Here is a 25,645-nt window from a genome sequence, read left to right as displayed (position 1 = left end):
AGGCATACAGATATAGGAACGAATGTTCTTGTTAATTCTATCATACGACTGAACGCGGACACAAACGTTTGGCAGCGGCATCGTTCCCCAGGAACTTCTTGCGGCCAAAAGGCATATGCTGTCCATAGGCTAATGTCTTCTTCGGATCGGATTGTAAAGGTTGTTCCAAAAACCTGCTGTTGATCATGAAGCATCTTCTCGGTGAAAAGTCGTCTTTTTGAACACGCACTTATAGGCTGTACAGATAGGTTAGGTAGATTATGCAATAAGAAATTTTTTTGCAAAAGAGGTGCCGAACGCTATGGCTTGGGACATCATTCGCATCCCGTGGTCGGAGTATCGGGCGGCGGGAACGACGGATCATCTGCCGAATGCCCTGCTCCAACTGCAACAAGCCGCCACCGTGAAACAAGCGGAACAAGCCTGCTGGCAAATCGAGAACACGGTCGTTGTGCAAGGAGCGGTATATGAAGCCGCCATTCCAACCGTCATCTGCTTGCTCGGTATCCTGCAGCGCACGACGGATGCGGCGCGGCCGTTCCTGTTGGAACTGCTCGTTCAAATTGCGTCCGGGGAACCGGCGGAGGTCAGCATGGAGAGCGGCCATTCGCGGCTGAAGGAGCAATGCATGCGTGAGATTGCCCGCGGCACGGCGGTGTACGTGGAGTTGTTCGAATATGGAAGCGGCTCGGAACGGCTGCATTGCATCGATTTGCTCGGACTGTGCAGCCAGCGCGACCGGTCGTTGAAGGAGCGGGTGAGATGGCTTTTTCAACGGGTGCTGCACATCGAGGAGGACGAACGGGTGAAGGAATTTCTGGCGTATTGGATTACCGAGCTTGCATGAGTGCTGCGGTATCTGGAAGGGGAGCGTCTGCAACTGTGAAGCCCGGAACCTGACAACGCGCTTCGCTGGGCTCGGAATGCACGCGTGAAAATAACGCAGCGTAATTTGGCTTTAAAGCAACAGGAAGCATAAAACGCAGATGACCCGCAAGAAGGCCGCTTTTGCTAAAGTGGTCCGTCTTGCGGGTCATTGTTCCCCTGAGGGCCCGTTCCGAATTATTTCAAATGCGTATCCAAAAACTTGAGCATGGCGTTGTAGAACTCGATGCGGTTCTCTTCGTTGTTGAAGCCGTGGCCTTCATTGTCTTTGACCATATACTCCACATCGATGCCTCTCTTTTTCAGCGCCTCGACGATTTGATCGGATTCCGCCTTGTTCACCCGCGGATCGTTGGCGCCCTGAGCTACAAAGAGCGGCGTCACGATTTTGTCCGCATGGAATACCGGTGACACCTCTTTGAGCAGTTCCTTGTCCTTCTCTGGATGGCCGACACGCTCATAGAACATGTTGCGGTTCGTCTCCCAATATGGAGGCAGCGTATCAAGCAGCGTGAAGATGTTGGACACGCCTACGTAGTCCACAGCGGCCGCGTACATGTCAGGCGTGAAGGTGATGCCTGCGAGAGTCGCATATCCGCCGAACGATGCTCCATAAATGCCGACGCGATCCGAATCGGCAATGCCTTGCTTGATGGCCCATTGCACGCCATCGGTGATATCATCTTGAATTTTCCGTCCCCATTGCTTGTTGCCCGCATCCAGAAACGCTTTGCCATATCCGGTCGAAGAGCGGAAATTGACTTGCAGCACGGCATAACCGCGGTTCGCAAGCAATTGCACTTCCGGATTGAAGCCCCAGGCATCGCGCGCCCAAGGGCCGCCGTGCGGGTTGACGATAAGCGGCAGCTTCTCCGGCGTTTTGTTCTTCGGCAGCGTCAAGTATCCATGAATCGTCAATCCATCTCTGCTCTTATACGAGATCGGCTGCATATCGGCCAGATGGTCGGACTTGAGCCATTCGCTCAAATTGGCAAGCAGCGTCAACTGATCGGTTGTGGAATCATAGTAATAGTACTTGCCATACGTTTTGTCGTTGGACATGCTGACGATGAATTTCGTCATGTCTTCATTGTAATCGTTCAGGCCGATTTCGCTTTCCGTCGCGTTCAATTTGTCCTGCAGCTTCTTATACAAGGCTTCAAATTTATCATCGAAAAACTTCACATGAACTTTATCCGTCATATAAGCCGTCATCAGCAATTTGTCTTGCTTCGAGTCGTACATTGCGCCTGCCAGATCCACATCCGGATGCGAATACAGCACGTTCTCCTTGCCCTGCAAATCGTACGTAACGAGCGCCGCTTTGTCACGGCCCTTGTTGGATACCGCATAGATGGTCTTGTTATCCTTGGAGAATGCGAGCGGATTGACGGTGTCTCCGGCTTCCATCGTGATGAACGGCTTGAATTCTTCGGCCTCTGTATCACGGTACAGCACGGCGCCTTCGATGCCGTCTGACGCGACGGCGAGCCGGATTTTGCCTTCATGATCGGAAATCCAGGCTTGGATGTTGCCCGGGTTTTTGGCTATGAGCTTGGTTGCGCCCGTTTTGACGTTCAGCTTGTATACGTCGAACACTTTCGCATCGTCTTTGTTCATCGTGATGAGGATTTCATCCTTCACCCCGGACAGCATGCTGACGAGACCGACTCGGACCTTGTCGAACGGCGTCAAGTCCTTCTCTTCGTTGCCGTTGAAGGCCGCGGAGTAAAGGTGATAGTTCTCGTCTCCGCCCTTATCTTTCAAATACAAAATATGATCGTCTTTCCAAAGGAAGCCGGCAATATCGCGATCCTTCGAGCTTGTGACGCGGGTAGGCTCGCTGGAGCCATCCATTTTCTGCACGAAAATATTCGCGCGGTTCTCCCACGGAGCCGCATACGAAATATAATCGCCGTCCGTGGAAAGCTGGTAGGAGAAGTTGCCCGGGTTGCGCATGAAATCTTCTACGGAAATCTGCGGCACCCCTTTATTGTCGATCTTGGACAGGCTGAGCTGCTTGTAATTATCCAGAGCCGAAGCGGCTTCACGGATGGTCGCCGTCTCCTGTTCGTGAAGCTTGCCGTCCGGGAAGCCTTTCATCAGGCCGAGCGCTTTCGCGCGCTCCGCGTATTCAGCCAAGCTCTTCTCGCCTAGCTCTTGGTCGAGAGCGCGCACCAGGATACGGGCGAGCTCGCCGCGCTTGATCGGCGCGTCCGTCGATGCGAATTCTCCATCGGCGATCCAGCCCTCTCCCATGGCAGCCTTCATCGGATCGATGCCATGCTGGTAAGTGAGATCCGTTACGGAATAACGGACGAAGTCGCCGACTGAGACGGTTGCCGTGACATCCGCATTTTCAGCGATAATCCCTTTCGATATGAGCGCACTGACTCCGCTCTTGTACCATGGCGCAGCTTGCTCCTGCGCCATGACGGACATCGGCAAGGATGCGGCGAGCACGGCGGCGAGCGCCGCGGATATGACTTTTTTCTTCATCTAGTTAACCCCTCTCTATATGTACATCCACTCAAATACAAGTATACACCCTTTATTGGCCTAGCATATTCATGAAAAAAATGACAGTGTCTTCAGGATAGCCTGTCTTTGCCCTGCCTTCGGTTACGAAAAATAATGCTCTTGGCAGAAGCGGATTCGTTCCTTCAGGAAGTGCTGGATCGCCGCGGCCCGCCTTAAGCGGGAGGAAAAAGCCGGGATGCCGCTGCCAGTGCGGATGCGCAGCGCTTCATGCACCTGAGGATGCCATTGCTCCGGCAGGACGGCAAGGGCATGCTCTCCGGCGCCAGTCTTGGAAATGATATGCCGTTCCTTCAGCGTATATTCGATCCGGCACAGGGTGAGCACCGCGCTTTCCACCCATTCGTCGAGCAAAAAGCAGAGCCGCTTCTCCGCCTTCTGCGCCCAGTAGACTTCAATGTTGTACTTCAGCGTATCCGACACGTCGCGCCAGTCCGTCCGTATCAAAGGCTGCAGTTCCCGGCCGGCTACGGGAATGGCGTGATGCTTCAATGTCCACCACGTAATATGGTTCACATCCCAGTAAGCGGACGGTTTGAACGTTCCGCTGGCGCAGCAGGGCGAAGACGGCGAGATCGACGAATTGGCCCTGCTCGAACTCATGCTGCCGGAGCAGCCCTTCTTGTCTAAGACGAAAGCGCTCAGTCTTCAGCAGGGAGAATTCCTGAAACAGTTGTGTTGTGCTCATGCGCAAGCTCCTTTTCATAGCCTTAGGCGGAGATTAGAACGAAATAAGTTTGTTATAAGGATATTACGGGCGGGGGCCAAAAAAGGTTGGAGAAATTTCCCTTGTTGCGCAACACGGCCGCTGCCTGCGAGCAAAAAAATCGGCACACCGCGTTCATGTTGAAACGGGGGCCGACTTTTTCGTTTCTAACTGCCTCTTTCACGAACTGCAAATAAGAGCTTGTTGAGAAACCCAAAATGTTAATGTTTGCCGATCAAATCAAGCACAGTTTTTAAAGCATCTTCCGATTCAATATCCGGCGTAGTGCCCACTTCCTGACTACTGCTTCCGTCTGGATTGAGGCCATACTCCACATCAAACTGTATTAAGAGGTGACTAATTGGCAGTTCAAACAGAATAGGACCGCCACTGTTAGAACCACCTGTTGTTTTACCTACTAATGTAGCAAAATGTGTGGATTTACAAAATACCGCAAATGATTCGGCAGAGGAATACACCGCAGGACCAACTAGCACCCATATATCACCTTTAAATAATTTTTCGCTGAATTTAGGCTCTAGGGTATATGAAATCTCTCTTGCCAATGTCAAATCTTCTAAATCCTCTTTGTGAAGAGATGTAAAATTAGGGTCGTTTTTCACATCTTCTGTGGTTAGAGCAGAGCCTTCATAATCAACGCCATAAAATCTTTGGGTCAATTCGGTATTTTTCATAAGCCTTACAAGAGATGTGGTGGCAGGTTCGGAAATATTTGGACGGACAAATGCCTCTTCCCAGTACGTGGTGTTGCCGCCATCGTTATTTTGAATATCTAGAATCAAATGCTCGTAATCCTTGACCTCTTCTAAAAATGCACGTATTTTAGGCATATCGCCTTCAATGAATACATCATCAAAGGATTCAACATTGATATACGCTATTTTTCCTTTTTCCAGTATTTTTGTCGTAAGATTTGTCGCTTTCATTTTGTTGAGTTCTTCTTCCTGCTGCGCGTTTATCTCCTCAGGGGTAGGAGCACTTCCTCCTTTATCTGCTTGTTGGAGTCCCATCAAATAATCGAGATACTTATAAAAAGCGATTATTTGCGGATCTTCTATCACATCGACCCATGGCCGCACTTCCGGACTTTCATTTACATGCTCTTTGTATACTTTCAATGAACGCAACATGTTAGGGTTTACAATGCTCACATGCCCAACCGTGCCGTACACATCATTCACACAAATTGCAATAATATTGGCAAACTCAAACATAGCTTTATCGCCTTCAAGTTCCATATTTTCAATCTGCTTGCGGTATTTTGTTTTGGTAGCATTGTAATAGTCAGGCTCCATATTGTTTAAGAGATACAGCCGGTCAAGCACTCCATAAAAAGGATAGTTTTCCTCAAAACTCTCCCACATCGCATCATAATCTTCCAGCATCTGTTTTTTTGTAAGGATCATATCCAGATATAAAGTGTCGCTTGACATTGTCGTGGAATTATCTTTACTTTCACCTGATATACCATCTTGTTTCGATCCGCAAGCGAACAGGGATAAAGTCAGGGTAAAAATTAATATACTTGCTATTATTTTTCTTTTCATATCATCAAACCTTTCCAGCCTTTTGACAGTCTAAAAGCTCTTAATCTTTCGCGTTCTTCTACGGAAATCTGCGGCACCCCTTTATTGTCGATCTTGGACAGGCTGAGCTGCTTGTAATTATCCAGAGCCGAAGCGGCTTCACGGATGGTCGCCGTCTCCTGTTCGTGCAGCTTGCCGTCCGGGAAGCCTTTCATCAGGCCGAGCGCCGCGGATATGACTTTTTTCTTCATCTAGTTAACCCCTCTCTATATGTACATATATTCAAATAGGAGTATACACCCTTTTTTGGCCTGGCATATTCATGAAAAAAATGACAGTGTCTTCAGGAAAGCCTGTCTTTGCCCTGCCTTCGGTTACGAAAAATAATGCTCTTGGCATAAGCGGATTCGTTCCTTCAGGAAGTGCTGGATCGCCGCGGCCCGCCTTAAGCGGGAGGAAAAAGCCGGGATGCCGCTGCCAGTGCGGATGCGCAGCGCTTCATGCACCTGAGGATGCCATTGCTCCGGCAGGACGGCAAGGGCATGCTCTCCGGCGCCAGTCTTGGAAATGATATGCCGTTCCTTCAGCGTATATTCGATCCGGCACAGGGTGAGCACCGCGCTTTCCACCCATTCGTCGAGCAAAAAGCAGAGCCGCTTCTCCGCCTTCTGCGCCCAGTAGACTTCAATGTTGTACTTCAGCGTATCCGACACGTCGCGCCAGTCCGTCCGTATCAAAGGCTGCAGTTCCCGGCCGGCTACGGGAATGGCGTGATGCTTCAATGTCCACCACGTAATATGGTTCACATCCCAGTAAGCGGACGGTTTGAACGTTCCGCTGGCGCAGCAAGGGTATGGCTGCAATTCGCCATTGACCTTGCCCGCGTCCTCCAGACGAATGTACATCCCGTCCATTCGTTTCGCTAACGGGAACTCGCGCGGAAGGCGGCGGTGAATCTCCCGCAGGCGAGCCAGCTCGTCTGCGCTCAAGCTTCGATTGATGGTTGTGACGAAGTCGATATCGCTGTGCCGATCGTCATATGCCCCGAGCGCAATCGAACCGTACAGGTGCACGCCGTGGAATGCATCGGGCAGCTCGGACTGCAGCAGATCGGCATATTGCCGCAGCAGCGGTTGAATGGATGGGGGTATGCGGTCATCCATGGCGAGAGCTTCCTCCTTGTTCCCGGCTAGCATATTCTTGGCGCAGCAGGGCGAAGACGGCGAGATCGACGAATTGGCCCTGCTCGAACTCATGCTGCCGGAGCAGCCCTGCTTGTCTAAGACGCAAGCGCTCGGTCTTCAGCAGGGGGAATTCCTGAAACAGTTGTGTTGTGCTCATGCGCAAGCTCCTTTTCATAGCCTTAGGCGGAGATTAGAACGAAATAAGTTTGTTATAAGGATATTACGGGCGGGGGCAAAAAAAGGTTGGAGAAATTTCCCTTGCTTCGTAACACAGCCGCTGCGTGCGAACAAAAAAAAACGGCACACCGCGTTCATGCTTGAAACGGGGGCCGATTTTTTTCGTTTCTAACTGCCTCTTTCACGAACTGCAAATAAGCAGTTATTTTTGTGAAAATCAGGCTTTTTCAGCCTTAGAGCTGCAAATGTGCAGTTAAATTCAAAGGTTTTGCCGTCTTTATGAGATTTCACGAGCATGAACTGTACTTTTGCAGTTCAGCACCAGGAATGGCGGATGATTCGGTAAATCAGATGCACAATTGCAGTTGGAACAAATTCAGTCATCTTCTATAGATGAGAGCAGCCAGAGATGCATTGGAAAATTTTTCGCTCGGTTTTACTTTTACTTAGAAGAACGTAAATGAGAGCCAAAAATTATTTAGTAAAAATACTTGTTTTTAATTGGTTTATTGTAGTAAAAAAGAAGATAAAACGTGAAAAAAGATAGTAAATAAACGATTTGTGGAAATTATGAAGGGGAAAACGAACTGCTCTTTTAGTTTTCCCCCATTTAATTGAGTAAAACATATTGACTTTTTACTAAGGTAAAAAATATAATGGGAAACAACATCTTCTCCATACCGGCTGATTTTGCACTTCAGATGGTGTGGTCTCATCCAGCATTTTGCATACACATCTCCAGATCGGCTTGCATGGTTATTGAATGCTCATCGTACCGTACATTTTTCTGGCATCCGCAGCTTGTTCGACATCCTGATATGGCATGAATGCAGTATAGCAATCAAATACAGTAAGGGGTGCTTTTCATGGAAAAAGCGAAAGGCAAGTCATGGTTCATTGTTCTCCTTCTCGCTTCGTTATTTCTGACGGCATGCGGGGGAGGAGGAACGGCGGAACCAGCGCAAGACGGCAAGTCAAGCGGGAAAGTGACCGTACGCTTCGCGACTTGGGATTCGGAAGAGAATTTGTCGCTCCAGCAGCAATTGATCGACAAGTTCAACGAAGCCCATCCTGACATCAACGTCAGCCTGGAGGCATACGGCAGCGAATACGATACGAAGATCGCGGCGGGAATGGGCGCCAAAGACGCTCCTGACGTGATGTACATGTGGAATTACCCGACCTATAAGGACGCGCTGGAACCGCTCGATGAATATATCGGGAAAGAGGGCGCGGAGTTCAAAAGCAACTATTATGAAACGCTGTGGAATTACAACTCTGCGGGCGGGAAGATTTTAGGCTTGCCTGTCGGTTATACGACACATGTCATTTACTACAACAAGGATTTGTTCGACAAGGCCGGGGTGCCATACCCGAAGAGCGGTTGGACATGGGACGATCTGCAGGAAGCGGCCAAGAAGCTGAACAATCCGGAGGAGAGCATCAGCGGCTTCGCCTTCTCGGGCAAGCCGGATCCGTATGATTTTGAAATGTTTTTGTGGGGAAATGGAACCGCTTACGTCGATAAGGAAGGCAATCTGCAGGGCAGCGTCAACAGCGATAAATCGGTTGAAGTATTGACGATGTTCCAGAACATGCTCAAGGAAGGGTATGCGATTACGACCGAAGGCTCAGGCTCTACAGAAATGAAATCCGGCAAAGTCGCCATGTTCAGCAACGGAGCCTGGTCCATCGGAAGCTTGAAGGAAGCCGGGATTAACTTCGGCGTCGTCGAATTGCCTGCTTTCCGCAATGGAAGCGCTGTCAGCATTGTGTCCTCTTCCGGCATCTCGATGTCGAAGGATTCGAAGAAGAAGGATGCCGCTTGGGAGTTTATCAAATTTTGGACGAGCGAAGAAGCGAACAAGGCGCGCATCGATTACGAGCTGCCTGTATTGAAGAGCGTGGTCGCAAGCGAGAAGCTGCAGCAGGATGAATTGAAGCAAGTGTTCTACAACATGCTGGAGCAAAGCCAGGACTATACGCCAGCCTCGTATAAGGTCGAGAATTGGAGTGAAATCTCGGAGCGGCTCGGACTCGTGTTCGAGCAGATCTTCAACCCGAGCACAATGACGGATCCGAAGGCTGCTCTAGATGAAGCGGCGCAATAAGTTGTTAGGGTGAAAGGGGTGTGCGCACCCCTTTTTCCTTCAAAACACCATCCTTACCGGGAGGCACAATATGGAACAGGCAGTCGCGCGACACAAAAGAGTCCGAATAATGGAAAAGTTGACTCCGTATTTGTTTATTTCACCGTGGATCGTCGGTTTATTGCTATTTACGATCGGGCCGTTGGTTTTTTCGCTCGTGATGAGTTTTTTTGACTGGCCGGTAACGTCCGCTCCCAAGTTTGTCGGACTCGACAACTATGCGAAGATGTTCACGAATGACCCCCAATTCTATAAATCGCTCGTCATCACGCTGAAATTCGCGGTGCTCTACGTGCCGTTAAGCTTGATCACTTCATTGATTCTCGCGATGCTCATATCGCAGCCTGTCACAGGGGTCAAAGTGTTCCGGACGATATTTTACTTGCCGGCCGTCGTATCCGGCGTGGCTGTATCGATTATTTGGGGCTGGATTTTCAACAGCAAATATGGCATTTTGAACTACGCTTTATCGTTGCTCGGAATCGAAGGGCCCAAGTGGCTGATCGATCCGGCCAGCGCCATCATGACGATCGTCATTGCCAGCGCATGGGGCGTCGGCACGATGATGCTCATTTTCTATACGAATATAAAAGGCATCTCGCCAGATTTATATGAATCGGCAGCGATAGACGGAGCGGGCTCCATCCGCCAGTTTACAAGCATTACGCTTCCGCTCATTACGCCGACCCTCTTCTTCAACTTGATCACGTCAACGATATCCGCCTTGCAGCAATTGACACTCGTCCTGCTCCTCACGAACGGCGGCCCGTTGAAATCGACGTATTTCTACGGATTGTTCGTGTACAACAATGCGTTCAAGCATCACAAGCTGGGATATGCCAGCGCGAACGCCTGGTTCATGTTCATCATCATCCTGCTGTTGACGGCGCTCATCTTCAAGTCTTCTTCCGCATGGGTGTTCTATGAGAATGAAGTCAAGCATGAACGGAAACGAGGGGGCAAGAAGAAATGAAAATGTCCAAATGGCATAAAGCGATCGTCTATCTTTTCTTAATCGGATTTGCGATTTACTTCTTGCTTCCTTTTGTCTGGATCGTATTGACCGCCTTGAAGACGGAAGCGGAAGTGCATCAATATCCGCCGGCTATCTTTCCGGGAATGCCGCAATTCGTCAACTTCGTGGATGCGTGGAAAGCGCAGCCGTTCGGCCTGTATCTCATGAATTCCGTCGCGATTACCGTTTTGACGACGCTCGGACAATTGATTTCCTGTTCGTTAATCGCTTACGGCTTCGCCAGATACCATTTCAAATTCAAAAATGGCCTGTTCATCCTGCTGCTGGCTACGATGATGATTCCGTGGGACGTGACGATGATTCCGCTATATATGCAATTCAATTTGTTCGGCTGGATTAATACGTTGAAGCCGCTTATCGTGCCTGCCTTTTTCGGCTCTGCCTATTACGTGTTTTTGCTGCGGCAGTTCCTCATGAACGTTCCGAAGGAGCTGGAGCATGCGGCCAAGATTGACGGCGCGAACGACTTTCAGACGTATTGGAAAATATTTGTGCCGATTATGCAGGCTCCGCTTACGCTCATTGCCGTATTGAACATGCTGTCCGTCTGGAATGATTATTTGGGGCCGCTCATTTTTTTGCAGGATCGGACCAAGTATACGCTGGCACTCGGCCTTGCCTCGTTCAAGGGCGTGCATGAACTGCAAATCCTGCCGATCATGTCGATTACGATTTTGATGATTATCCCGCCTGTCATTGCCTTCTTGTATGCGCAAAAGTATATCGTGGAAGGAATTAGCGGCGCCATTAAATAGCAAACGAGAGAAAGAAAAGGGGTGGGGTTGTGCAATTGGATATTTCCAGAATTCCCTTCAGCCGGTTTGGTTCTTATTTCGCAGTGTCCATCGAGAGGGACACGAATCGATTGATTGTAAGAGACTTGCATGGGGGAGACGAAGCGCCGAGCAGCATCTTTGTGCTGGAGCTGATGAAGCACGGCCAGGCCGCCGACTTCGATCTCGACGTGACGGAGACGAGGCTGCGCATCATCCATCGGCACAATCATGCGGAGTATGCCGAGCTGTGCATCAGCGGTGAAGACATCATTCATTGCCGGATCGCCGGGGCGTCTTTGAAGCTGACGGCCGTGAAAACACGCTATGACAGCCTCATGCCATATGGGCCGCAGCAATGGGAATATCATCTGTATTCAAAGGAAATCAAGCTCATGTTCACCTTGCTTTATGGGGATGCCCGCATTCAAGCTCCATGGAAGATGGTCGGCAATGACAGCATCGAGCTTGTCATGAATCCAGACGGCGATCAGGATGAGGGGGGCGTCTTCGTCATTGAAAGCTATAAAACGGTATGGCGGAAGAAGGAGTATGAGAATTACGCCCGGGCATGCGAGCGGGTGGATCGCCATTATGAACAGTGGCTGCGGCAGATGCCGGCGGTGCCAGAGCGATACGAGCCTTCCCGCCGGCTGGCGGCCTATATCACCTGGTCGTGTGTCGTCCACCCCGAAGGGCAGCTCAACAACTATGCGATGTACATGTCAAAAAACTGGATGTTCAATATTTGGAGTTGGGACAACTGCTTCAATGCGATGATGCTGAGCGAGCGCGATCCCATGCTTGCTCTGGCTCAGCTTGACATCTTCATGGCGCATCAGGATGAAAGCGGCATATATGCGGATTTCATCAATGACAAGTTCCTGTCCTTCAATTGCTGCAAGCCGCCTATCCATGCGTGGGCGTTCGCGCGGATGAGAGAGCGGAATGCGTGGTTCGATGATAGGGCCATCGTGGCCCGCATGTATGACAGTCTGGCGCGGGCGACGAACTACTGGCTCGACTATCGCCGCCCCTCGGCTTCCCGGCTCCCGGTCTACAACCACGGGAACGATTCGGGCTGGGACAACGCCTCCATCTTCCATGACGGCATCCCGGTGGAAGCGCCGGATCTGGCGGCGCATTTGATTCGCCAGATGGACATCCTGAGCGGCATGGCTGCTGAATTGGAGCGGGCGGATGAAGCGAAGGCATGGACGGAGAAGGCGGATGAGCTGTATGGACTGCTGATGGACCGATTGTATCGGGATGGCCGCTTCGTGGCGAGATATGCGCCGGAAGATCGGATTATCGCGCATCAAGACAGCTTGATACTCTATATGCCGCTTATTATCGGATACCGATTGCCTAGTGAAGTGACCGCAGCGCTTGCGAACGGGTTGACCGAGAGATTCGAAGCGGATTATGGCTTATGCACGGAAAGCTACCGCAGCCCTTTGTACCGGGACAATGGCTATTGGCTGGGGCCGATCTGGGCCCCTGTCACCTATTTATTCATTGATGCCTTGCGGCGCAACGGATATAATGAATTTGCATCTCGATTAGCTGCCAAGTTTATGGATTTGACGCTGGCCGGCGGCATGGCGGAGAACTTCGATCCGTTCAGCGGGAAAGGCTTGGTCGATCCGGCATTTACGTGGACATCAAGTGTATTCCTTATGTTGGCCAGAGAGTCCATCCAACCGCCGGAGGAGCATCATGAGAAAATATTCAGGTGAAATCGGGCTGTTGCTGGTTGCCATCATCTGGGGCACCGGATTCGTTGCCGGAGCGCTCTCGTTGGAGTCGCTAACTCCTTATCAGGTGATGGCCATCCGCTTTTTGATTGCCGCAGTGCTGATTTCCGTTTGCTTCAATAAACATGTACAAACTTTAACCAAATCCGCGATCGGCGCAGGCATCGTGCTGGGCGTGTTTCTCTATCTGGCCTTTACGCTGCAGACGGTCGGCCTGCAATATACGACGCCATCCAAGAACGCCTTCTTGACGGCCATCAACGTCGTTATCGTGCCGTTCATCGGCTATCTCTTGTATCGGAGAAAGCTGGACAAGTACGGAGTGATTGGGGCGGTACTGGCCGCCATCGGTGTCGGTGTCTTATCCTTGGAATTCAACTTCAGCTTGAATATCGGGGATGGGTTAACGCTGCTTTGCGCCGTTTTCTTTGCGCTTCATATCTTTTTCACGTGCGAATTCGTCAAGAAGCATCATCCGATACAACTTACGATTGTTCAAATGATGGTGGCGTTCCTGCTGTCTTTCCTCGTCGTCGTGTTCCGGGGGGAGGCGTTTGACATCCACGTTGATGCGAAGGGGCTGCTGGCCGCATCGTATTTAGGCGTGTTCAGCACGACGATTGCCTTCCTCCTGCAGACGGTTGCGCAGAAATATACGACCGAAACGAAAGCGGCCATTATTTTATCGACGGAAGCGCTGTTCGGCACGCTTTTCTCCGTGCTCATCCTGCATGAGATGATGACGCCGCGCATGATCGCCGGCAGCATCTTGATACTTATAGCGATCGTGACGGCAGAAACGAAGCTCAGCTTTTTACAAGGCAAATCGGGGCGGCGCATGAATTAGACGCGTATGAGGCTTGTATGAATCAGCTGTATGCAGGCAGAGACTATCAAGGAATGTATCGATGGAGTTACGTAATGATAGACAATGGTGCAAAGGAAAATATGAAGGCGGCACTCATTGATGCAATCGGTCCTATTAAACGAAAAAAAGAGACACATAGCAGCGCCCCTAAGATTTATAAACATCACCGCGTTCGGATGTCTTGGATTCTCAGAGAGTATATTAATGTGATCAAGAATCCGATTTCGTGTTGTTTTGTCTAATTTACGGAGATTCTTTATTGCTTCTTTGTAGAACTTAATTTCGTAACTCATGTTCAATGTCCTTTAGAGCTACTAGTTCTCCTTTACTCATTGCTTCGTGAGCCGCTTGAATCGCATGTAAGTCATCTTGGGTAGTGGGTTCATCATCAATTGGAATTTCAGTTTGATTGTGTTGAATCAGTCGTTCCATCAAATCTGTTATTAGTTCAAGATCTTTATTTGACAGACGAGTTATGAGGTAGTTAATTCGATCTTTACTAACCGCCAAGATTAACAGCTCCTTTCCAAACTAATTATAACCATTATATCATTGATAAAACCTTACTTGTAGAAAGAGGAGCATATTTTTGTAAGCCATGCGGAAGGCAACGCCATCAGACAACACCGTATTTGTGCAGCGTTGCGACGCTCTTTATTCTGCCTGTTGCTCATACTGCATGAGATGATAATGCCGCGCATGGATTAGACACATCACAAAACAATGAATGAGACGGGCCGGGGGTGCAGCAACCTGCGGCCCATCGTCGTTCACGCAAGGAGGATTCCAATGATAACGATCCGTGAATTCCGTCCGCCGGATGTGCGGCAGATGGTGGAGCTGTTCTATGACACCGTTCATACGATAAATGCGCGCGATTATTCCAAGGCCCAGCTTGAGGCTTGGGCGCCGAAGGCTGAGCAAGAGGCGCGAGCGCGGCAGTGGCTAAGCTCGTTCCGCGATCGATTCGCATACGTTGCCGAATGCGGGGGTGACATCGTCGGGTTCGGGGACATGACAACGGAAGGTTATTTGGATCGGTTGTATGTGCATAAAGATTATCAAGGGCAGGGCGTTGCTTCGGCTCTCGTTGCCGCTCTTGAACGGGATGCGGGTAGCGCGGGCATCCGAATGGCGCATACCGATGCAAGCTTGACCGCGAGACCATTCTTCGAGAAGCAAGGGTATGCGGTAATTCGTACCCAGAGCGTGGAACGGAAGGGCGTTATGCTCACGAATATAAGGATGAAGAAGGAATTGCAAGGGGATCATGCGCGGGATGATTAGCGCCTTGAACGCTTTCATGAATGTATTATTTGACTGAAATCCATGATATCAATCGGTTCATGCATAAGCGCTGTTTTCATATCATGATAAAGATGGTAATATATAGGTGGTCAATTACATGCAAGACAAAGGAAGGTGAGTTTGTGAGTGCCGTTGCTGCGAAGCCTGCAACACTCGGGGAACTAATACAGTGTTATCGCCAGAAAAAAGACATTAGTTTGTCTAAGCTCCAGGAGCTTATCGGCATCGATAAGAGCAGCTTGTCGCGGATTGAGAACGGGGAGGTTAAGCGCCCCGATTTTAACATTATTCAATCCATTGCTGCTGAATTAGACATCCCCAGTGACGACATCGTAGAACTGTACATCGAGATTGGGCACAAATCAGATGTGGTTTTCTCATTTTTGCAAAAAGCGCTCGAAGCGCCAAGCAACGCATCTTTAGTAACCAAGATAGCCGCCAAGTTTCTCGAATCATCGAATGAAGACAGCTTGGACTTGGTTGAGAAGTTGTACCAAACGACAGACTCCATAGAGGATACCTCCATTCAATTATCTTTGTTCAACCTCATCATCGACTACTCGCGCGCGCATGGAATTATGCCCTATATTGCCAAGGGATTGTACCGGAAATACATGATTGAACGAAATGATTTCAGTAAATTAAACGAAACATATCAATCCGGTAAATACACATTGGATTACGCCAATTTTCTTAATGAGAGGGAAAAAATAATAGCTCATTATAGTTTAGCTGTTCATGCATACAGCCTTATGCTCTACGATGAGTCTATAAAATTTAGTGAATTTGTCATAAAGAATGATACAGGGAAATACAAGCCATACGCAATTAACAACATCATCTTTTGTTATTACAATCTGAAGAGGTTTGAAGAAAGTGAACAATATCTGGAAGAATACAAAAAATTTGATTTACCCTGTGCAGTTGAAAATTCAGAGTTGTTCAAAGGATTTGTTAGCGTAAAAACAGGAGACATCAAATTATGCCTGCATCAATTAAATGAGTATTTAAAACACTCTTCCGAATACAATTTGGTATATGTCGTCTCCGAATTATGCAGCTTATACATACGAGTGAATGACCCAAGCTCTGCATTACAGTTGCTTCAATATGAAGAAGAAATGGAAAACTCACTGCAAGACACTCGTACGACACCTGACAAAAGAGCGAAGTTAGCTTATTTTTATCAATTAGTTGGAAATGTTCTTTTGGAAGAAGACAGTGTAGATAGAGCTTTTGATTATTACCTTAAGAGTGTTGTAGAATACATGAGAATAGGGTTGTATGACAATGCTTTTGAAGGCATTACCTTGATCAATCAAGCAATTATTAAGGGTGCAGCACGTTTAGACGTGGAACTTGTAAAAAAGATAAACTCAATGTACATGCAGGTTATCAACAAAAATTATTAGAAAGGATTGGTATATATGAAAAAGCTTAGGTCAAAATTACCGATTCTTTTCCTTGCCGCTTTAACTGCCCCATGGATAATTACAGACATTGTTACTTACACAGCTCCGTGGATTGTACCGAAATGATAGTCATATGAGCAGAATATTGTTGGGACAAAAGGACGCCTTTTGGGCGTCCTTTTTTGTATATATGATAATGATACGACTAAATAGTTGCATAAAAAAACATAAAAAAGGTATTTTTGCCCAACGACATCTATAATCAAGTCAAAGATACAGTTTATGGATGAGGCGATCCCCATCATACACTGTCATTAATTACGAAAGGGTGTCCCGGCAATTGAGCCTTTTTACTTTTGTTATGAAAAACGTGACGACTTGCTTGATCAAATAGAAAGTGTCCGTCGGCAATTGATACAAGCGGTGGCTGAGAAGAAAAGTTTCACAGATGTGGAGATTGTCAGGCTAAGTCAACAGTTGGATTTTTATCTTGTGGAATTTGAAAAACGAAGGAACAAAAAGCTGGGGAGTGAAGAGTTCATTTGAATGCTCAATTTGCAAACCGCCCTAGTATTTAACAATAAAATATGGGGATAGGGCGGTTCGTAAAGGAGGGGGAGGTAATGGAACTTAGTATAGCTGGGTCCATGTTTATTATCCTGTTCTTTCTCACGTTGTACGCTTTAATGGTTGTTTTGGGGGTTCACTTCATTTTTAGAAAGAATCTCATATTCAGGGACTATGTCCTTATTGGAATCGCAATAGTTGGAGTTCTAATCTCGTATTATTATGCATTGTTTGGAGCCATGGATACGCGCAATCAGTCTTTGCTCTTAACAGTAGGATTAATTGTGCTTATTCAACGGCAAAGAAAACGAAAGAAATCGAGCAAATAAATGCTCCTGAAAAAGCAGTTACAGGCTAAGCAGACGAAAGATACCAAGGGTTGAAGCTGTGACCTTTTTAACAGGTCACAGCTTCAGGATAGGCCATAAATGGTCTTCTTTTTTTGTCGTCCAAAATAGACACAAACATTGTTTTTGCTGCATGAGTCTCGGATAACGAGCCTGTACTAGAGGAGGCGATGAACTGCATTTGAGCAGTTGTTTCAAAGAAATCCCGTCCTTGTCGGTGTTTGAACTGCAAATGTGCAGTATAATACCAATTGTTTACCATTATTTGTGCGGTTATATGGAAAAGATCTGCACGATTGCAGTCCAGGGTGATGAAAGAGCTAACAAGGGAAATTTCAAATGTACAATTGCAGTTGGAGACATTATGAAGAACAAGGCACCGGGAGCCGCCCCGGTGCCTTACATATATATTGTTATTGAATCGCGATATAAATGTCGATCTGCGCGTCTTCTGGGTTCATGCTCCGCTCATCATAGCGCTCGAAGTCGCCCGTGAATGCGCGCTTCATGCCAGAGGTTGCGGACCATTTCCAGATCCCTTGCCACGCTTCGGCGACGACCTTGGCGAACGGGCCGCGCTCGGTGGTGAACACGGCGTACTTAGCCGCGGGTACGATTGTGGCAGTCAGGCCTTCCGGAACGGAATCAAGCGAGCTTGCGCTAGAACCGATGAGAATCGAGTATTCGCCTATGGCGCCGTTCTCATAATCGTGATAGCAGCCATAGATAACGCCCGGTTCAGCCGGATTCGGAATCTTCGCTTGCACCTGATCCTGCCAGAACTGCCCCCATAGCTGAGGTATAACTCCTTCCGGCGTGAATTCCCGCGCATTCGTCGTGCGCGCGGCAACGCCGATAAGCTTCAGTTCCTCCCGCTCCACAATTGCGACCGGTTGCAAGGACGGTGTATCATTGCCGTGTTCGGCGGCCCAGCGCTTCAGATTGGGCAGGTATCCCTGGAGCATCGTGCGGGCGGCTTGCTCTTCCATGCCATTCTCCACGATGAATGGCACGCAGAGGTCAATCATTTCTTCCAGTGTCATGTCCGGCTGCGCAAACTCGCCGTTTGCGTAGCAATGAATGCAATAATCCTGTACTTTATTGTTGTCCTTGTCGGTTCCGAGCTGCTCCTCGGTTTGCAGCGGCATCCCGCAGCTTTGGCATTCGCGTTGCAGTTGTTGCTGAGTCATTGGAATCACTCCTGTTTCGTTTTGTCTTCAGTATACAAGCGCGAACTTGACAACCTTCTGTCAGGTTTAAAATAAATAATTTACTTGTATTTCGCGGCAATGCGGGAGGCAATGCTGCGAATCTTGCTGCGAATATGCTCCGGTTCGATAACCTCCACCCCTTCGCCGAAGCTGAGAATAAAGCCATACAGCCAGTTGTCCTCGGGAAAGGGGACGGATACGACGAATTTGCCTTCCTCGTCTTCCTGCAGTTCTTCGATGCCGAACCATTCCTCGGCAAGATGCTTTACGTTCGGTTCAAAGCGCAGAACGATTCGAACAGTCTGATGCGGCGCATTCCAGTCCCGTTCCCATGGAAGCTGATTGATTGGTATATCCTGGCGCTCGAATTGACGCGCTTCCGTCACCATATCCTTGATGCGGAACAGCTTGAAAAATCGAAACTGCTCGCGCAGCGTACAGTAGCCGTACAAGTACCATCGCTGCCGCTTCAATACCAGTGTATACGGTTCGACACAGCGTGCCGTCACTTTGCCGTCCGCGCTGCAATAGGTGAAGGTCACTGGCTGCTGCTGCTCGATGGCTTGCTTCAGCTTCACCAGCTTCTCCTCAGTCCGGCTATGGTTGCCCCACGGCGAGAAATCAACCATGAACTGCTTCGTCTTAATATTGAACTGCTCCGAATCGGCAGGCGGGACAATGCTGCTGATCTTCTCCAGCAGCATGTCGTTCTCCTGGCTGCGGTAGGAGGAGGAGATGCTCTGCAGCGCCGTGACGAGAGCGGCCAGCTCGTCGTTCGTCAACAGATTGCGATCGAGCCGGTAGCCTTCCGCCAGCCCGATGCCGCCGTTCGCCCCCTGAAAGGTGACAATCGGAATGCCAGCCTGATTGATGGCCTCGATATCGCGGTAAATGGTGCGCACCGACACCTCGAACATGTCGGCGAGCTCCTTCGCTTGCACCATCTTCCGGTTAATGAGCAGAATGACGATGGACAACAGGCGATCGATTTTCATTTCTTATCACTCCGGTTTTCCTTAGAATGTTAACGTTTGATCAGGTTATACGCTGTCAAGCGATGCGGGAATCGTTGTTACTAAGTTATGTTATACCAAAGGATCGAGCGAGGCCAATATAATACATTACTGCACGCGGGCGTTGGTCTGGATAATAGGTCGAGTGTGTGCGGTAAGTTATGATGATTTTCGACGCTTATAGGTATAGGGATGGAGACGCATAATTCTTTCGAATCATTTAAGAAAGTTGATGCAGTTGTTATTGAATAATATAACCTTTTAAATATAATGAAAAGGAAGTATATTCCACCATGCTCAAACACGCAAGTAAGCTGCGCAGAGGGGAGGTTTTATAATCACTTGTGAAAACGCTTTATTTACATTGGGATATAAAGGAGTGAAATTGTGAATGAGGATATGGAAACAAGGTTTAAGCTTGCTGATGGCTGCATTTCTGATGACAACTGTTTTATCCGCGCCTGCTTTTGCCGACTACTTCCCCAAAAATGATGAAAAATCAAATCACGCTTCAAGTTGGGTAGCCGGAGCGCTACGGACCGGTAAAGCCGTCATTCGGGCGACAGTGGGAAATATCGAGGCGGAATCCAAGGTTGTGGAAGTGTCGTCATGGCGATTCAACCAATTGAAAGGAGCGGATTCTAATATTGAAGTTGACTCACGATTAAACAATCCTGTCATTCGCGAACCTTTGCAGGGTGAAAAGCAATACGTAGTTAAGGATGGAAGCAACATTAAAGTGGCTCACAAGTACAATGATCGCTACGATATGTGGCTCGTGTTCGATCATTTCGGGGCGAATAAGCTGCACAGCTTTTATGAATGGCGGCTAAGCCCGAACGAGGGCAAGGAGATCAGTCCGGATTTGAATCGGGCGTCGACCGTGCTGCAGGGAGAAGGATCGGATTGGATTGGGCCTTATATCGTAAAGGCGAATGAGTCCGGCAACCCGAACGGGCAAGATTTTACAGGGGGAAATCACAACTATGACGGGGGCATAAACAGTTCCCCTACAGCAAGAACAGTTCAATATAAAGTGTGGGCCGATGGAGTGGAAGTCGAAGACGGCCAAGTGATTCCGAACAGCAAGGTGACGATTCAAGTGGTTAACTATATTCAAGGATACAATACGAAGCAGCAGGACGGCAGCGGCCGTGAAATATTGAAAGAAACGGTAACCTACAATATTGCAGGCGGCCAGGTTCAGGTAAATAACGATATTGAAGCCTTGGAAGACGTGACCATATACAAATATTACGGGCTGCAGACGGTCAATGGCGCTTGGAATGACGAGATACGTTATTATGCCGGGTGTAAGCTGGTGGCCCGGAGTTCAGCCGCAGGCTATAGCGATTCCGGAACGAAAGCGGAGCACCCGGATATAGACAACTATTTGCTTCGCTCCGGCAAACAGGAAGCGGGACGGCATCATTTGCTCGCCTGGCTCGATCGCGATTACGGCCTGGGCAAATTACAGTATCTAGCGGATCTGCGTCCGATTGTCTTTACGCAAGATTATGGGAAAACGTACTTTTTGCAGATTGTGGATACTGCGCCGGAACTGAAGAAGGGTGAAACATTTGCCTGGCGCGGTGGTTATCACTTCTTCTCTGGAAAGTTCAATGAAAAAACGATACGTTGAATCGAGCAGGCCAGAAACTGCGAGCGTTTCTGGCCTTTTTCCAGGTTATCCGATTACGAGCGCAGGGCATCGATGGCTGGCACGGTAAAGGAAGCCAGGTTCGGCGGCAATTGATTCAGAGGGAACCACTTTACTTCCTGAAGCGCCCCGCCTTCCTCCATATTGCGGGCTTCGCCCGCGGCGGCTCTGGTCTCGTAGATGACGGATATCCAATGATCCCCCCGCCCCGCGTCAATCGTTTCCGCTGTACAGAGCAGCCGCTGCACCTCCACTTGAAGCCCGACTTCCTCCATTACTTCACGGACGACGGTATCCTCCAACGTTTCGTACAAGTCAACCTTGCCCCCGGGAATGCTCCATCTATCCTTCTCTGGATGACGGGCCCGCAGGACGAGCAAAATTTCGTTCGAATCGTTAATGATGACGGCTCCCACGCCGACTCTAGGTTGAGAATTCAACGTTATCTATCTCCCATCTATTCAATTTTCCACATCATCAAAGAGAACGATTCCTACGGTCCGTTGGCGATTCATCTGAGTCATCATATCCACTCCTTCTGTCTAGTTCATTATAATTCATTTTGGGAGAAGGTGGACAGGATTAAGGGATGAGCTTTTCATTTCCCGGCGGCTGGAGTAAGATAGTCGTAACGCGACGCGGAACAACGTTCCGAAACGGATGCAAGGATAAGGAACAGAAGGAGGAGCAATGCTTCAAAAATTCGGATTCTCGCAATATGAGAGCAAAGTATACGAAACGTTGGTTGCCAGTGAAGGCCCGTTGGATGCCTCGACCGTGGTGAAGCACTCGGGCGTGCCGAAGGCGAAGATCTATGAAGTTCTGTCGAGGTTGAGCGATAAAGGGCTGGTCTCAGACTCCATTTCCGACAAGAAAAAAACATATCTGGCGCTGCCGCTGCAGGTCGTAATCGACAAGCTGTCCAAGGAATTCGAGCACAGCATCGAGCAGTTGAAGCAGATGAACAAACGCAAAAAATATGCCGATAACCAAGTGTGGAGCTTGAAGTCGGATACCTCCATCGAGGCGTACTGCAAGCTATTGATCGAAGAGGCATCGGACTCCATCATCGTCTCGATGTGGAGCGATGTGTTCAAGGAATGCGTTCCGCTGCTGGAACGGAAGGAGCGGGAGGGCGTCCGCGTCGAGGCGTTTGTCACGGGAATGGACGTGCCGCAGGCAAAGGTATCGAAGCTGCATACACTTGCCCCGACGGAGGAACATCAGACGCTGGAGCGGTTCATGCTCATCGTGGCCGATTCGGAACAGCTCATGTTCGCGGGGATGGAGAACGGGGATTGGCAGGCGATGCGCACAGGGTCGCAACCGTTCGTTAAGTTTTTTATTGAGTATTTCTATCATGACGTCGCCTTGGCCAAAATATCGCAAAAATATTATGCGGAGCTGATGCAGGACGAGGAGATGAAGTCGCTGCTTATGCAGCTGCGCTATTGAAATCGGGAACACTCTCGCACAGGCCGGAAACGTGCGGGAGTTTTTTGCGTGGTGAGGCGGGTAAAGGTGTTCGGATAATTTGGATTCTGGGGTGCGGTGTTCTATAGTTTGGCCTATTTGCCCACTCTCCCAACCTCTCAGAAGCGGCGCAGCGGCAGGCCACCTGGATATGATCATGGATATGAAATGGAAAATAAAGAACACTGTTGCAATGAAAATCAAGTCGAGCACGAAGCTGCAGATTAGGAGAGTATACTGGCCATTCGAAACGTTGCAGGGAAGCGAGCATTTATATTGCTTTTTTCCTGAGGCAGGGGGAGAATGGAGCAAAGAGCTGGACGAAGACATACTTTTGCTGCGCAATAAGGCCAGAAGGTATGCGGCAAAGAAAAAACAAACCCGAGGCAGATGCCCCGGGTATATTCATCTATTCTGCAATTGCGGCGGGAGCAGCCGGCTTGCCGAGAGCGGGGCGGGTAAGGGAATACACCGCGCTCCCAAGCGCCAGCACCACAAAGATGCAGCCTACCCACGCATTATGAGCCACGGAGCTTTGTTCGATGACGATACCGCCGACGACGGAGCCGCTGGCTATGCCCAGATGCAGCACAGACGAATTCAAGCTGAGCTGAATGTCGGACGTCTCGGGTGCGGTCTGCATGAGATAGCTCTGCTGCGCCGGAGACAGTGCCCAACTGAGCGCGCTCCAGAGCATGACCGCCGCCATAAAGACATAGAACGATACTTGCGCGGCCAGAGGCAGAATGAACATCGCCAGAGCGAAGCACGATACGATAACCAGCATTGAGCGGCTCGTTCCCCATTTATCCGCCAACCATCCGCCAAGCCCGCCTCCAGATACGGCCGCGAGGCCGAACAGGAAGTAGACCACGCTTGTCGCCCCCGGACTTAGCTGAAAGGTCGTCTGCAAGTACGGCGTGAAATAGGCGTACATCGTTAAATGCCCCGTTAACATCAAATAGGATATGAGGTGGCCACTGACGAGCTTAGCGTTCTTGAGCGAAGACATTTGCATGCGAAGCGATGTTACCGCGGATGGCGGCACCTTCGACAAGAAGGCATAGATTCCGCCCATAGCCGCTGCCGTAAGCAGCGCCACGAAGAGAAACGGCGCTCTCCAGCCGTATGCATTGCCAATCAACATGCCAATCGGAACGCCCAAGACGAGCGAACCGCTGATGCCCATATAGATGACGCCGATGGCGCGCCCTTTGTATTCTGGCCGGACGAGCTTCGACGCGATCGTGATGGACAAGACGACAAGCAATGAACCGCTTGATGCGGACAAGGCTCTAGCCGCCAACAAGGTCACATAATTCGAGCTGAAGGCGACGATAAGATTGGAAATAAGAAACACGAATAAAAAGACAAGGTATAGCTTCTTGCGTTCAAATCTTGCCGTTACGTTCATCAATATCGGCGCAGACACGGCGAAGGCGATCGAGAAGATCGTAATCAACTGCCCTGCCGCACTGACGGAGATGTGCAAATCGGACGCAATCTGATCAAGAATCCCGCCGATAATCAATTCCACGGTACCAACGACAAAGGCCGCCAGCGCTAAAATATATACACGAAAGTCCAAACGAAACATTCCTTCCTTCACGTTGAAAAGTTACTACTATTATAGTAACCAAATAACCAGAGCGCAACAAAAAAATTATTTTTTGGGCGTATTCACTTTTATATAGCCGGGTTCTGTACCGAGCTTATCAGTCTGAAAACTAGATTTAAACCAGCATATAAAAGTCCAAATAAATTATGAATAAACTTAATAATCGCTTATATATTTACTTTACGTAAGCTTCCTTATTGGTTTTATGAATTGACAATGGTTGATATGTTGCTGAAGTTGTTGTATATCTGGTATATAACTTGTTTATATCTAGCTAGGATAATGTTAAGCATCAGCACTTAAAGACAATTTAATCTACTTGTCTATATCCATTCCCCTCTCCTAACATGAAAGTAGGAACGGTGCTTCACCATTAAACCAGAAGGAAGGGAAATGGGATGAGAACGATTGAAGAGCTTGAAGCAAAATTGGCGGAGCCGTCAGATGCACTGGTTCAGGATATGGCCAATATCGAGGGGGATATTATGCTGCTGGGCGTCGGCGGCAAGATGGGGCCGAGTCTGGCGCGCTTGGCGATGAATGCGATCCGGAAGGCGGGAGTGAACAAGCAAGTGTACGGCGTATCGAGATTCTCCGCTGCGGGTCTGAAGGAACAATTGGCGCGTGACGGCGTGAAAACGATTGCAGCGGACCTGCTCGATCCGAACGGACTCGAACAACTGCCGGACGTGAAGAACGTCATCTACATGGCAGGCAACAAATTCGGGACGAAGGGCAACGAAGGGTTTACGTGGGCGATGAACGCCTATCTACCGGGGCAAGTGGCGCAGAAATTCCGTAATTCCCGCTTCGTCGTGTTCTCGACGGGGAACGTATATCCGTTAACCCCGGTACTCCAAGGCGGCGCCAGCGAGCAGTCGGATACGGGACCTGTCGGAGAGTATGCGCAATCCTGCTTGGGGCGGGAGCGGGTGTTCGAATATTACTCGAAGGCGCATTCCATACCGATGGCCATCTATCGTTTGAACTATGCTATCGATCTGCGCTATGGCGTTCTGCTTGAGATTGCGAAGTCGGTGCGGGAGAAGCGTCCGATTGATATCAGCATGGGGCATGCGAATTGCATTTGGCAGGGGGATGCCAATGAAATCGCCATCCGCTCGCTGCTGGCCTGCAGCACGCCCCCGAACATGATTAACGTGACAGGCCCGGAGACGATATCATTGCGCTGGGCGGCGGAGCAATTCGGACAGCGGTTCGGGCTGCCGCCGATCATCGAAGGCAAGGAAGCGGATACGGCGCTGCTGAGCAACGCGGCGAAGTCGTTTCAATTGTTCGGATACCCGCGCGTATCGTTGATGCAAATGATCGACTGGATTGCCGAGTGGCTGGAGCAGGGCGGAGAAGTATGGAACAAGCCGACTCATTTCCAAGAGAGAAAGGGGGATTACTAG

At 49.3% G+C, this 25,645-nt stretch carries 23 protein-coding genes; 12 read left to right on the top strand and 11 right to left on the bottom strand.

All coding sequences use genetic code 11. The features are described 5' to 3' along the window. Positions 1-301: 301 nt before the first annotated feature. Positions 302-847, top strand: a complete 546-nt coding sequence (locus JSQ80_RS05175) for a hypothetical protein (RefSeq protein ID WP_087435643.1) — start codon at positions 302-304, stop codon at positions 845-847. A gap of 215 nt (positions 848-1,062) precedes the next feature. On the opposite strand, the gene JSQ80_RS05170 is transcribed toward JSQ80_RS05175, so the two are convergent. The 6 genes from JSQ80_RS05170 to JSQ80_RS05145 form a co-directional block, all read right to left on the bottom strand. Continuing rightward, positions 1,063-3,384 (bottom strand): S9 family peptidase, encoded by a 2,322-nt coding sequence (locus tag JSQ80_RS05170; RefSeq protein WP_206094597.1) that lies wholly within the window; start codon positions 3,382-3,384, stop codon positions 1,063-1,065. Between the two features lie 123 nt (positions 3,385-3,507). Then, positions 3,508-4,026 carry an aminoglycoside adenylyltransferase domain-containing protein gene (locus JSQ80_RS05165; RefSeq protein WP_240463547.1) on the bottom strand — a complete coding sequence of 173 codons (519 nt, stop codon included), beginning with the start codon at positions 4,024-4,026 and terminating at the stop codon, positions 3,508-3,510. Between the two features lie 324 nt (positions 4,027-4,350). After that, positions 4,351-5,697 carry a S41 family peptidase gene (locus JSQ80_RS05160; RefSeq protein ID WP_206094596.1) on the bottom strand — a complete coding sequence of 449 codons (1,347 nt, stop codon included), beginning with the start codon at positions 5,695-5,697 and terminating at the stop codon, positions 4,351-4,353. Then, the gene (locus JSQ80_RS05155) at positions 5,694-5,927 is read right to left on the bottom strand and encodes a hypothetical protein (protein WP_206094595.1); all 234 of its coding nucleotides are present in this window, start codon (positions 5,925-5,927) and stop codon (positions 5,694-5,696) included. Before JSQ80_RS05155 ends, JSQ80_RS05160 begins: the two co-directional genes overlap by 4 nt. Before the next feature lie 123 nt (positions 5,928-6,050). After that, entirely contained in the window at positions 6,051-6,839 is a 789-nt protein-coding gene (locus tag JSQ80_RS05150) for an aminoglycoside adenylyltransferase domain-containing protein (RefSeq protein WP_206094594.1), read from the bottom strand. Then, positions 6,832-7,017: a hypothetical protein gene (locus JSQ80_RS05145; RefSeq protein WP_206094593.1), complete on the bottom strand. Its 186-nt coding sequence runs from the start codon at positions 7,015-7,017 to the stop codon at positions 6,832-6,834. The genes JSQ80_RS05150 and JSQ80_RS05145 overlap by 8 nt, the downstream gene beginning before the upstream one ends. A gap of 886 nt (positions 7,018-7,903) precedes the next feature. Here JSQ80_RS05145 and JSQ80_RS05140 point away from each other — a divergent pair. From JSQ80_RS05140 to JSQ80_RS05120, 5 genes are all read left to right on the top strand, one after another. Further along, a complete protein-coding gene (locus JSQ80_RS05140) occupies positions 7,904-9,148 on the top strand; it encodes an ABC transporter substrate-binding protein (RefSeq protein ID WP_206094592.1) in 1,245 nt (414 codons plus the stop codon). Positions 9,149-9,218: 70 nt separating this feature from the next. Beyond that, positions 9,219-10,160 carry a carbohydrate ABC transporter permease gene (locus JSQ80_RS05135; protein ID WP_206094591.1) on the top strand — a complete coding sequence of 314 codons (942 nt, stop codon included), beginning with the start codon at positions 9,219-9,221 and terminating at the stop codon, positions 10,158-10,160. Next, positions 10,157-10,978, top strand: a complete 822-nt coding sequence (locus tag JSQ80_RS05130; protein WP_206094590.1) for a carbohydrate ABC transporter permease — start codon at positions 10,157-10,159, stop codon at positions 10,976-10,978. Before JSQ80_RS05135 ends, JSQ80_RS05130 begins: the two co-directional genes overlap by 4 nt. A 29-nt stretch (positions 10,979-11,007) precedes the next feature. Next, entirely contained in the window at positions 11,008-12,735 is a 1,728-nt protein-coding gene (locus tag JSQ80_RS05125; protein ID WP_336245705.1) for an amylo-alpha-1,6-glucosidase, read from the top strand. Next, positions 12,716-13,600 carry a DMT family transporter gene (locus JSQ80_RS05120; RefSeq protein ID WP_206094589.1) on the top strand — a complete coding sequence of 295 codons (885 nt, stop codon included), beginning with the start codon at positions 12,716-12,718 and terminating at the stop codon, positions 13,598-13,600. Before JSQ80_RS05125 ends, JSQ80_RS05120 begins: the two co-directional genes overlap by 20 nt. 297 nt (positions 13,601-13,897) lie before the next feature. Here JSQ80_RS05120 and JSQ80_RS05115 read toward each other — a convergent pair whose 3' ends face one another. Then, the gene (locus tag JSQ80_RS05115) at positions 13,898-14,131 is read right to left on the bottom strand and encodes a hypothetical protein (protein WP_087435635.1); all 234 of its coding nucleotides are present in this window, start codon (positions 14,129-14,131) and stop codon (positions 13,898-13,900) included. Positions 14,132-14,410: 279 nt separating this feature from the next. On the opposite strand from JSQ80_RS05115, the gene JSQ80_RS05110 reads away from it, so the two are divergent. The 3 genes from JSQ80_RS05110 to JSQ80_RS05100 all read left to right on the top strand — a co-directional run bounded on the left by JSQ80_RS05110 (position 14,411) and on the right by JSQ80_RS05100 (position 16,887). Next, positions 14,411-14,908, top strand: a complete 498-nt coding sequence (locus JSQ80_RS05110; protein ID WP_206094588.1) for a GNAT family N-acetyltransferase — start codon at positions 14,411-14,413, stop codon at positions 14,906-14,908. 143 nt (positions 14,909-15,051) lie between these two features. Beyond that, positions 15,052-16,341 (top strand): helix-turn-helix domain-containing protein, encoded by a 1,290-nt coding sequence (locus JSQ80_RS05105; protein WP_206094587.1) that lies wholly within the window; start codon positions 15,052-15,054, stop codon positions 16,339-16,341. 378 nt (positions 16,342-16,719) lie between these two features. Beyond that, the gene (locus tag JSQ80_RS05100; RefSeq protein ID WP_272491074.1) at positions 16,720-16,887 is read left to right on the top strand and encodes an aspartyl-phosphate phosphatase Spo0E family protein; all 168 of its coding nucleotides are present in this window, start codon (positions 16,720-16,722) and stop codon (positions 16,885-16,887) included. A 781-nt stretch (positions 16,888-17,668) separates the two neighbouring features. Here JSQ80_RS05100 and JSQ80_RS05095 read toward each other — a convergent pair. Both JSQ80_RS05095 and JSQ80_RS05090 read right to left on the bottom strand, forming a co-directional pair. Further along, positions 17,669-18,445 carry an effector binding domain-containing protein gene (locus JSQ80_RS05095; RefSeq protein ID WP_206094586.1) on the bottom strand — a complete coding sequence of 259 codons (777 nt, stop codon included), beginning with the start codon at positions 18,443-18,445 and terminating at the stop codon, positions 17,669-17,671. Positions 18,446-18,525: 80 nt separating this feature from the next. Then, positions 18,526-19,461: a helix-turn-helix transcriptional regulator gene (locus tag JSQ80_RS05090; RefSeq protein WP_206094585.1), complete on the bottom strand. Its 936-nt coding sequence runs from the start codon at positions 19,459-19,461 to the stop codon at positions 18,526-18,528. Positions 19,462-19,870: 409 nt separating this feature from the next. On the opposite strand from JSQ80_RS05090, the gene JSQ80_RS05085 reads away from it, so the two are divergent. Further along, positions 19,871-21,121: a hypothetical protein gene (locus tag JSQ80_RS05085; RefSeq protein ID WP_206094584.1), complete on the top strand. Its 1,251-nt coding sequence runs from the start codon at positions 19,871-19,873 to the stop codon at positions 21,119-21,121. A gap of 53 nt (positions 21,122-21,174) precedes the next feature. Here JSQ80_RS05085 and JSQ80_RS05080 read toward each other — a convergent pair whose 3' ends face one another. Beyond that, the gene (locus JSQ80_RS05080; RefSeq protein ID WP_206094583.1) at positions 21,175-21,579 is read right to left on the bottom strand and encodes an NUDIX domain-containing protein; all 405 of its coding nucleotides are present in this window, start codon (positions 21,577-21,579) and stop codon (positions 21,175-21,177) included. 250 nt (positions 21,580-21,829) lie between these two features. On the opposite strand from JSQ80_RS05080, the gene JSQ80_RS05075 reads away from it, so the two are divergent. Next, on the top strand, positions 21,830-22,594 hold the full coding sequence (locus JSQ80_RS05075) for a TrmB family transcriptional regulator (protein ID WP_206094582.1): 765 nt from the start codon (positions 21,830-21,832) through the stop codon (positions 22,592-22,594). 427 nt (positions 22,595-23,021) lie between these two features. Here the strand turns inward: JSQ80_RS05075 and JSQ80_RS05070 are convergent, their stop codons facing one another. Then, the gene (locus tag JSQ80_RS05070) at positions 23,022-24,200 is read right to left on the bottom strand and encodes an MFS transporter (RefSeq protein ID WP_418888869.1); all 1,179 of its coding nucleotides are present in this window, start codon (positions 24,198-24,200) and stop codon (positions 23,022-23,024) included. Positions 24,201-24,628: 428 nt separating this feature from the next. Here JSQ80_RS05070 and JSQ80_RS05065 point away from each other — a divergent pair, with 428 nt between their 5' ends. Beyond that, the gene (locus tag JSQ80_RS05065; RefSeq protein ID WP_206094580.1) at positions 24,629-25,645 is read left to right on the top strand and encodes an NAD-dependent epimerase/dehydratase family protein; all 1,017 of its coding nucleotides are present in this window, start codon (positions 24,629-24,631) and stop codon (positions 25,643-25,645) included.

It is taken from the genome of Paenibacillus apiarius (assembly GCF_017052585.1).
Classification (GTDB): Bacteria; Bacillota; Bacilli; order Paenibacillales; family Paenibacillaceae; genus Paenibacillus_B; species Paenibacillus_B apiarius.
This window is presented reverse-complemented; position numbering and strand designations above follow the sequence as displayed.

What these genes read in the sequence shown, in the direction of transcription:
- JSQ80_RS05175 (WP_087435643.1), top strand. Translation starts at nt 302, where the DNA reads ATGGCTTGGGACATCATTCGCATCCCGTGGTCGGAGTATCGGGCGGCG.
- JSQ80_RS05170 (WP_206094597.1), bottom strand. Translation starts at nt 3,384, where the DNA reads ATGAAGAAAAAAGTCATATCCGCGGCGCTCGCCGCCGTGCTCGCCGCA.
- JSQ80_RS05165 (WP_240463547.1), bottom strand. Translation starts at nt 4,026, where the DNA reads ATGAGTTCGAGCAGGGCCAATTCGTCGATCTCGCCGTCTTCGCCCTGC.
- JSQ80_RS05160 (WP_206094596.1), bottom strand. Translation starts at nt 5,697, where the DNA reads ATGAAAAGAAAAATAATAGCAAGTATATTAATTTTTACCCTGACTTTA.
- JSQ80_RS05155 (WP_206094595.1), bottom strand. Translation starts at nt 5,927, where the DNA reads ATGAAGAAAAAAGTCATATCCGCGGCGCTCGGCCTGATGAAAGGCTTC.
- JSQ80_RS05150 (WP_206094594.1), bottom strand. Translation starts at nt 6,839, where the DNA reads ATGGATGACCGCATACCCCCATCCATTCAACCGCTGCTGCGGCAATAT.
- JSQ80_RS05145 (WP_206094593.1), bottom strand. Translation starts at nt 7,017, where the DNA reads ATGAGCACAACACAACTGTTTCAGGAATTCCCCCTGCTGAAGACCGAG.
- JSQ80_RS05140 (WP_206094592.1), top strand. Translation starts at nt 7,904, where the DNA reads ATGGAAAAAGCGAAAGGCAAGTCATGGTTCATTGTTCTCCTTCTCGCT.
- JSQ80_RS05135 (WP_206094591.1), top strand. Translation starts at nt 9,219, where the DNA reads ATGGAACAGGCAGTCGCGCGACACAAAAGAGTCCGAATAATGGAAAAG.
- JSQ80_RS05130 (WP_206094590.1), top strand. Translation starts at nt 10,157, where the DNA reads ATGAAAATGTCCAAATGGCATAAAGCGATCGTCTATCTTTTCTTAATC.
- JSQ80_RS05120 (WP_206094589.1), top strand. Translation starts at nt 12,716, where the DNA reads ATGAGAAAATATTCAGGTGAAATCGGGCTGTTGCTGGTTGCCATCATC.
- JSQ80_RS05110 (WP_206094588.1), top strand. Translation starts at nt 14,411, where the DNA reads ATGATAACGATCCGTGAATTCCGTCCGCCGGATGTGCGGCAGATGGTG.
- JSQ80_RS05095 (WP_206094586.1), bottom strand. Translation starts at nt 18,445, where the DNA reads ATGACTCAGCAACAACTGCAACGCGAATGCCAAAGCTGCGGGATGCCG.
- JSQ80_RS05090 (WP_206094585.1), bottom strand. Translation starts at nt 19,461, where the DNA reads ATGAAAATCGATCGCCTGTTGTCCATCGTCATTCTGCTCATTAACCGG.
- JSQ80_RS05085 (WP_206094584.1), top strand. Translation starts at nt 19,871, where the DNA reads ATGAGGATATGGAAACAAGGTTTAAGCTTGCTGATGGCTGCATTTCTG.
- JSQ80_RS05075 (WP_206094582.1), top strand. Translation starts at nt 21,830, where the DNA reads ATGCTTCAAAAATTCGGATTCTCGCAATATGAGAGCAAAGTATACGAA.
- JSQ80_RS05065 (WP_206094580.1), top strand. Translation starts at nt 24,629, where the DNA reads ATGAGAACGATTGAAGAGCTTGAAGCAAAATTGGCGGAGCCGTCAGAT.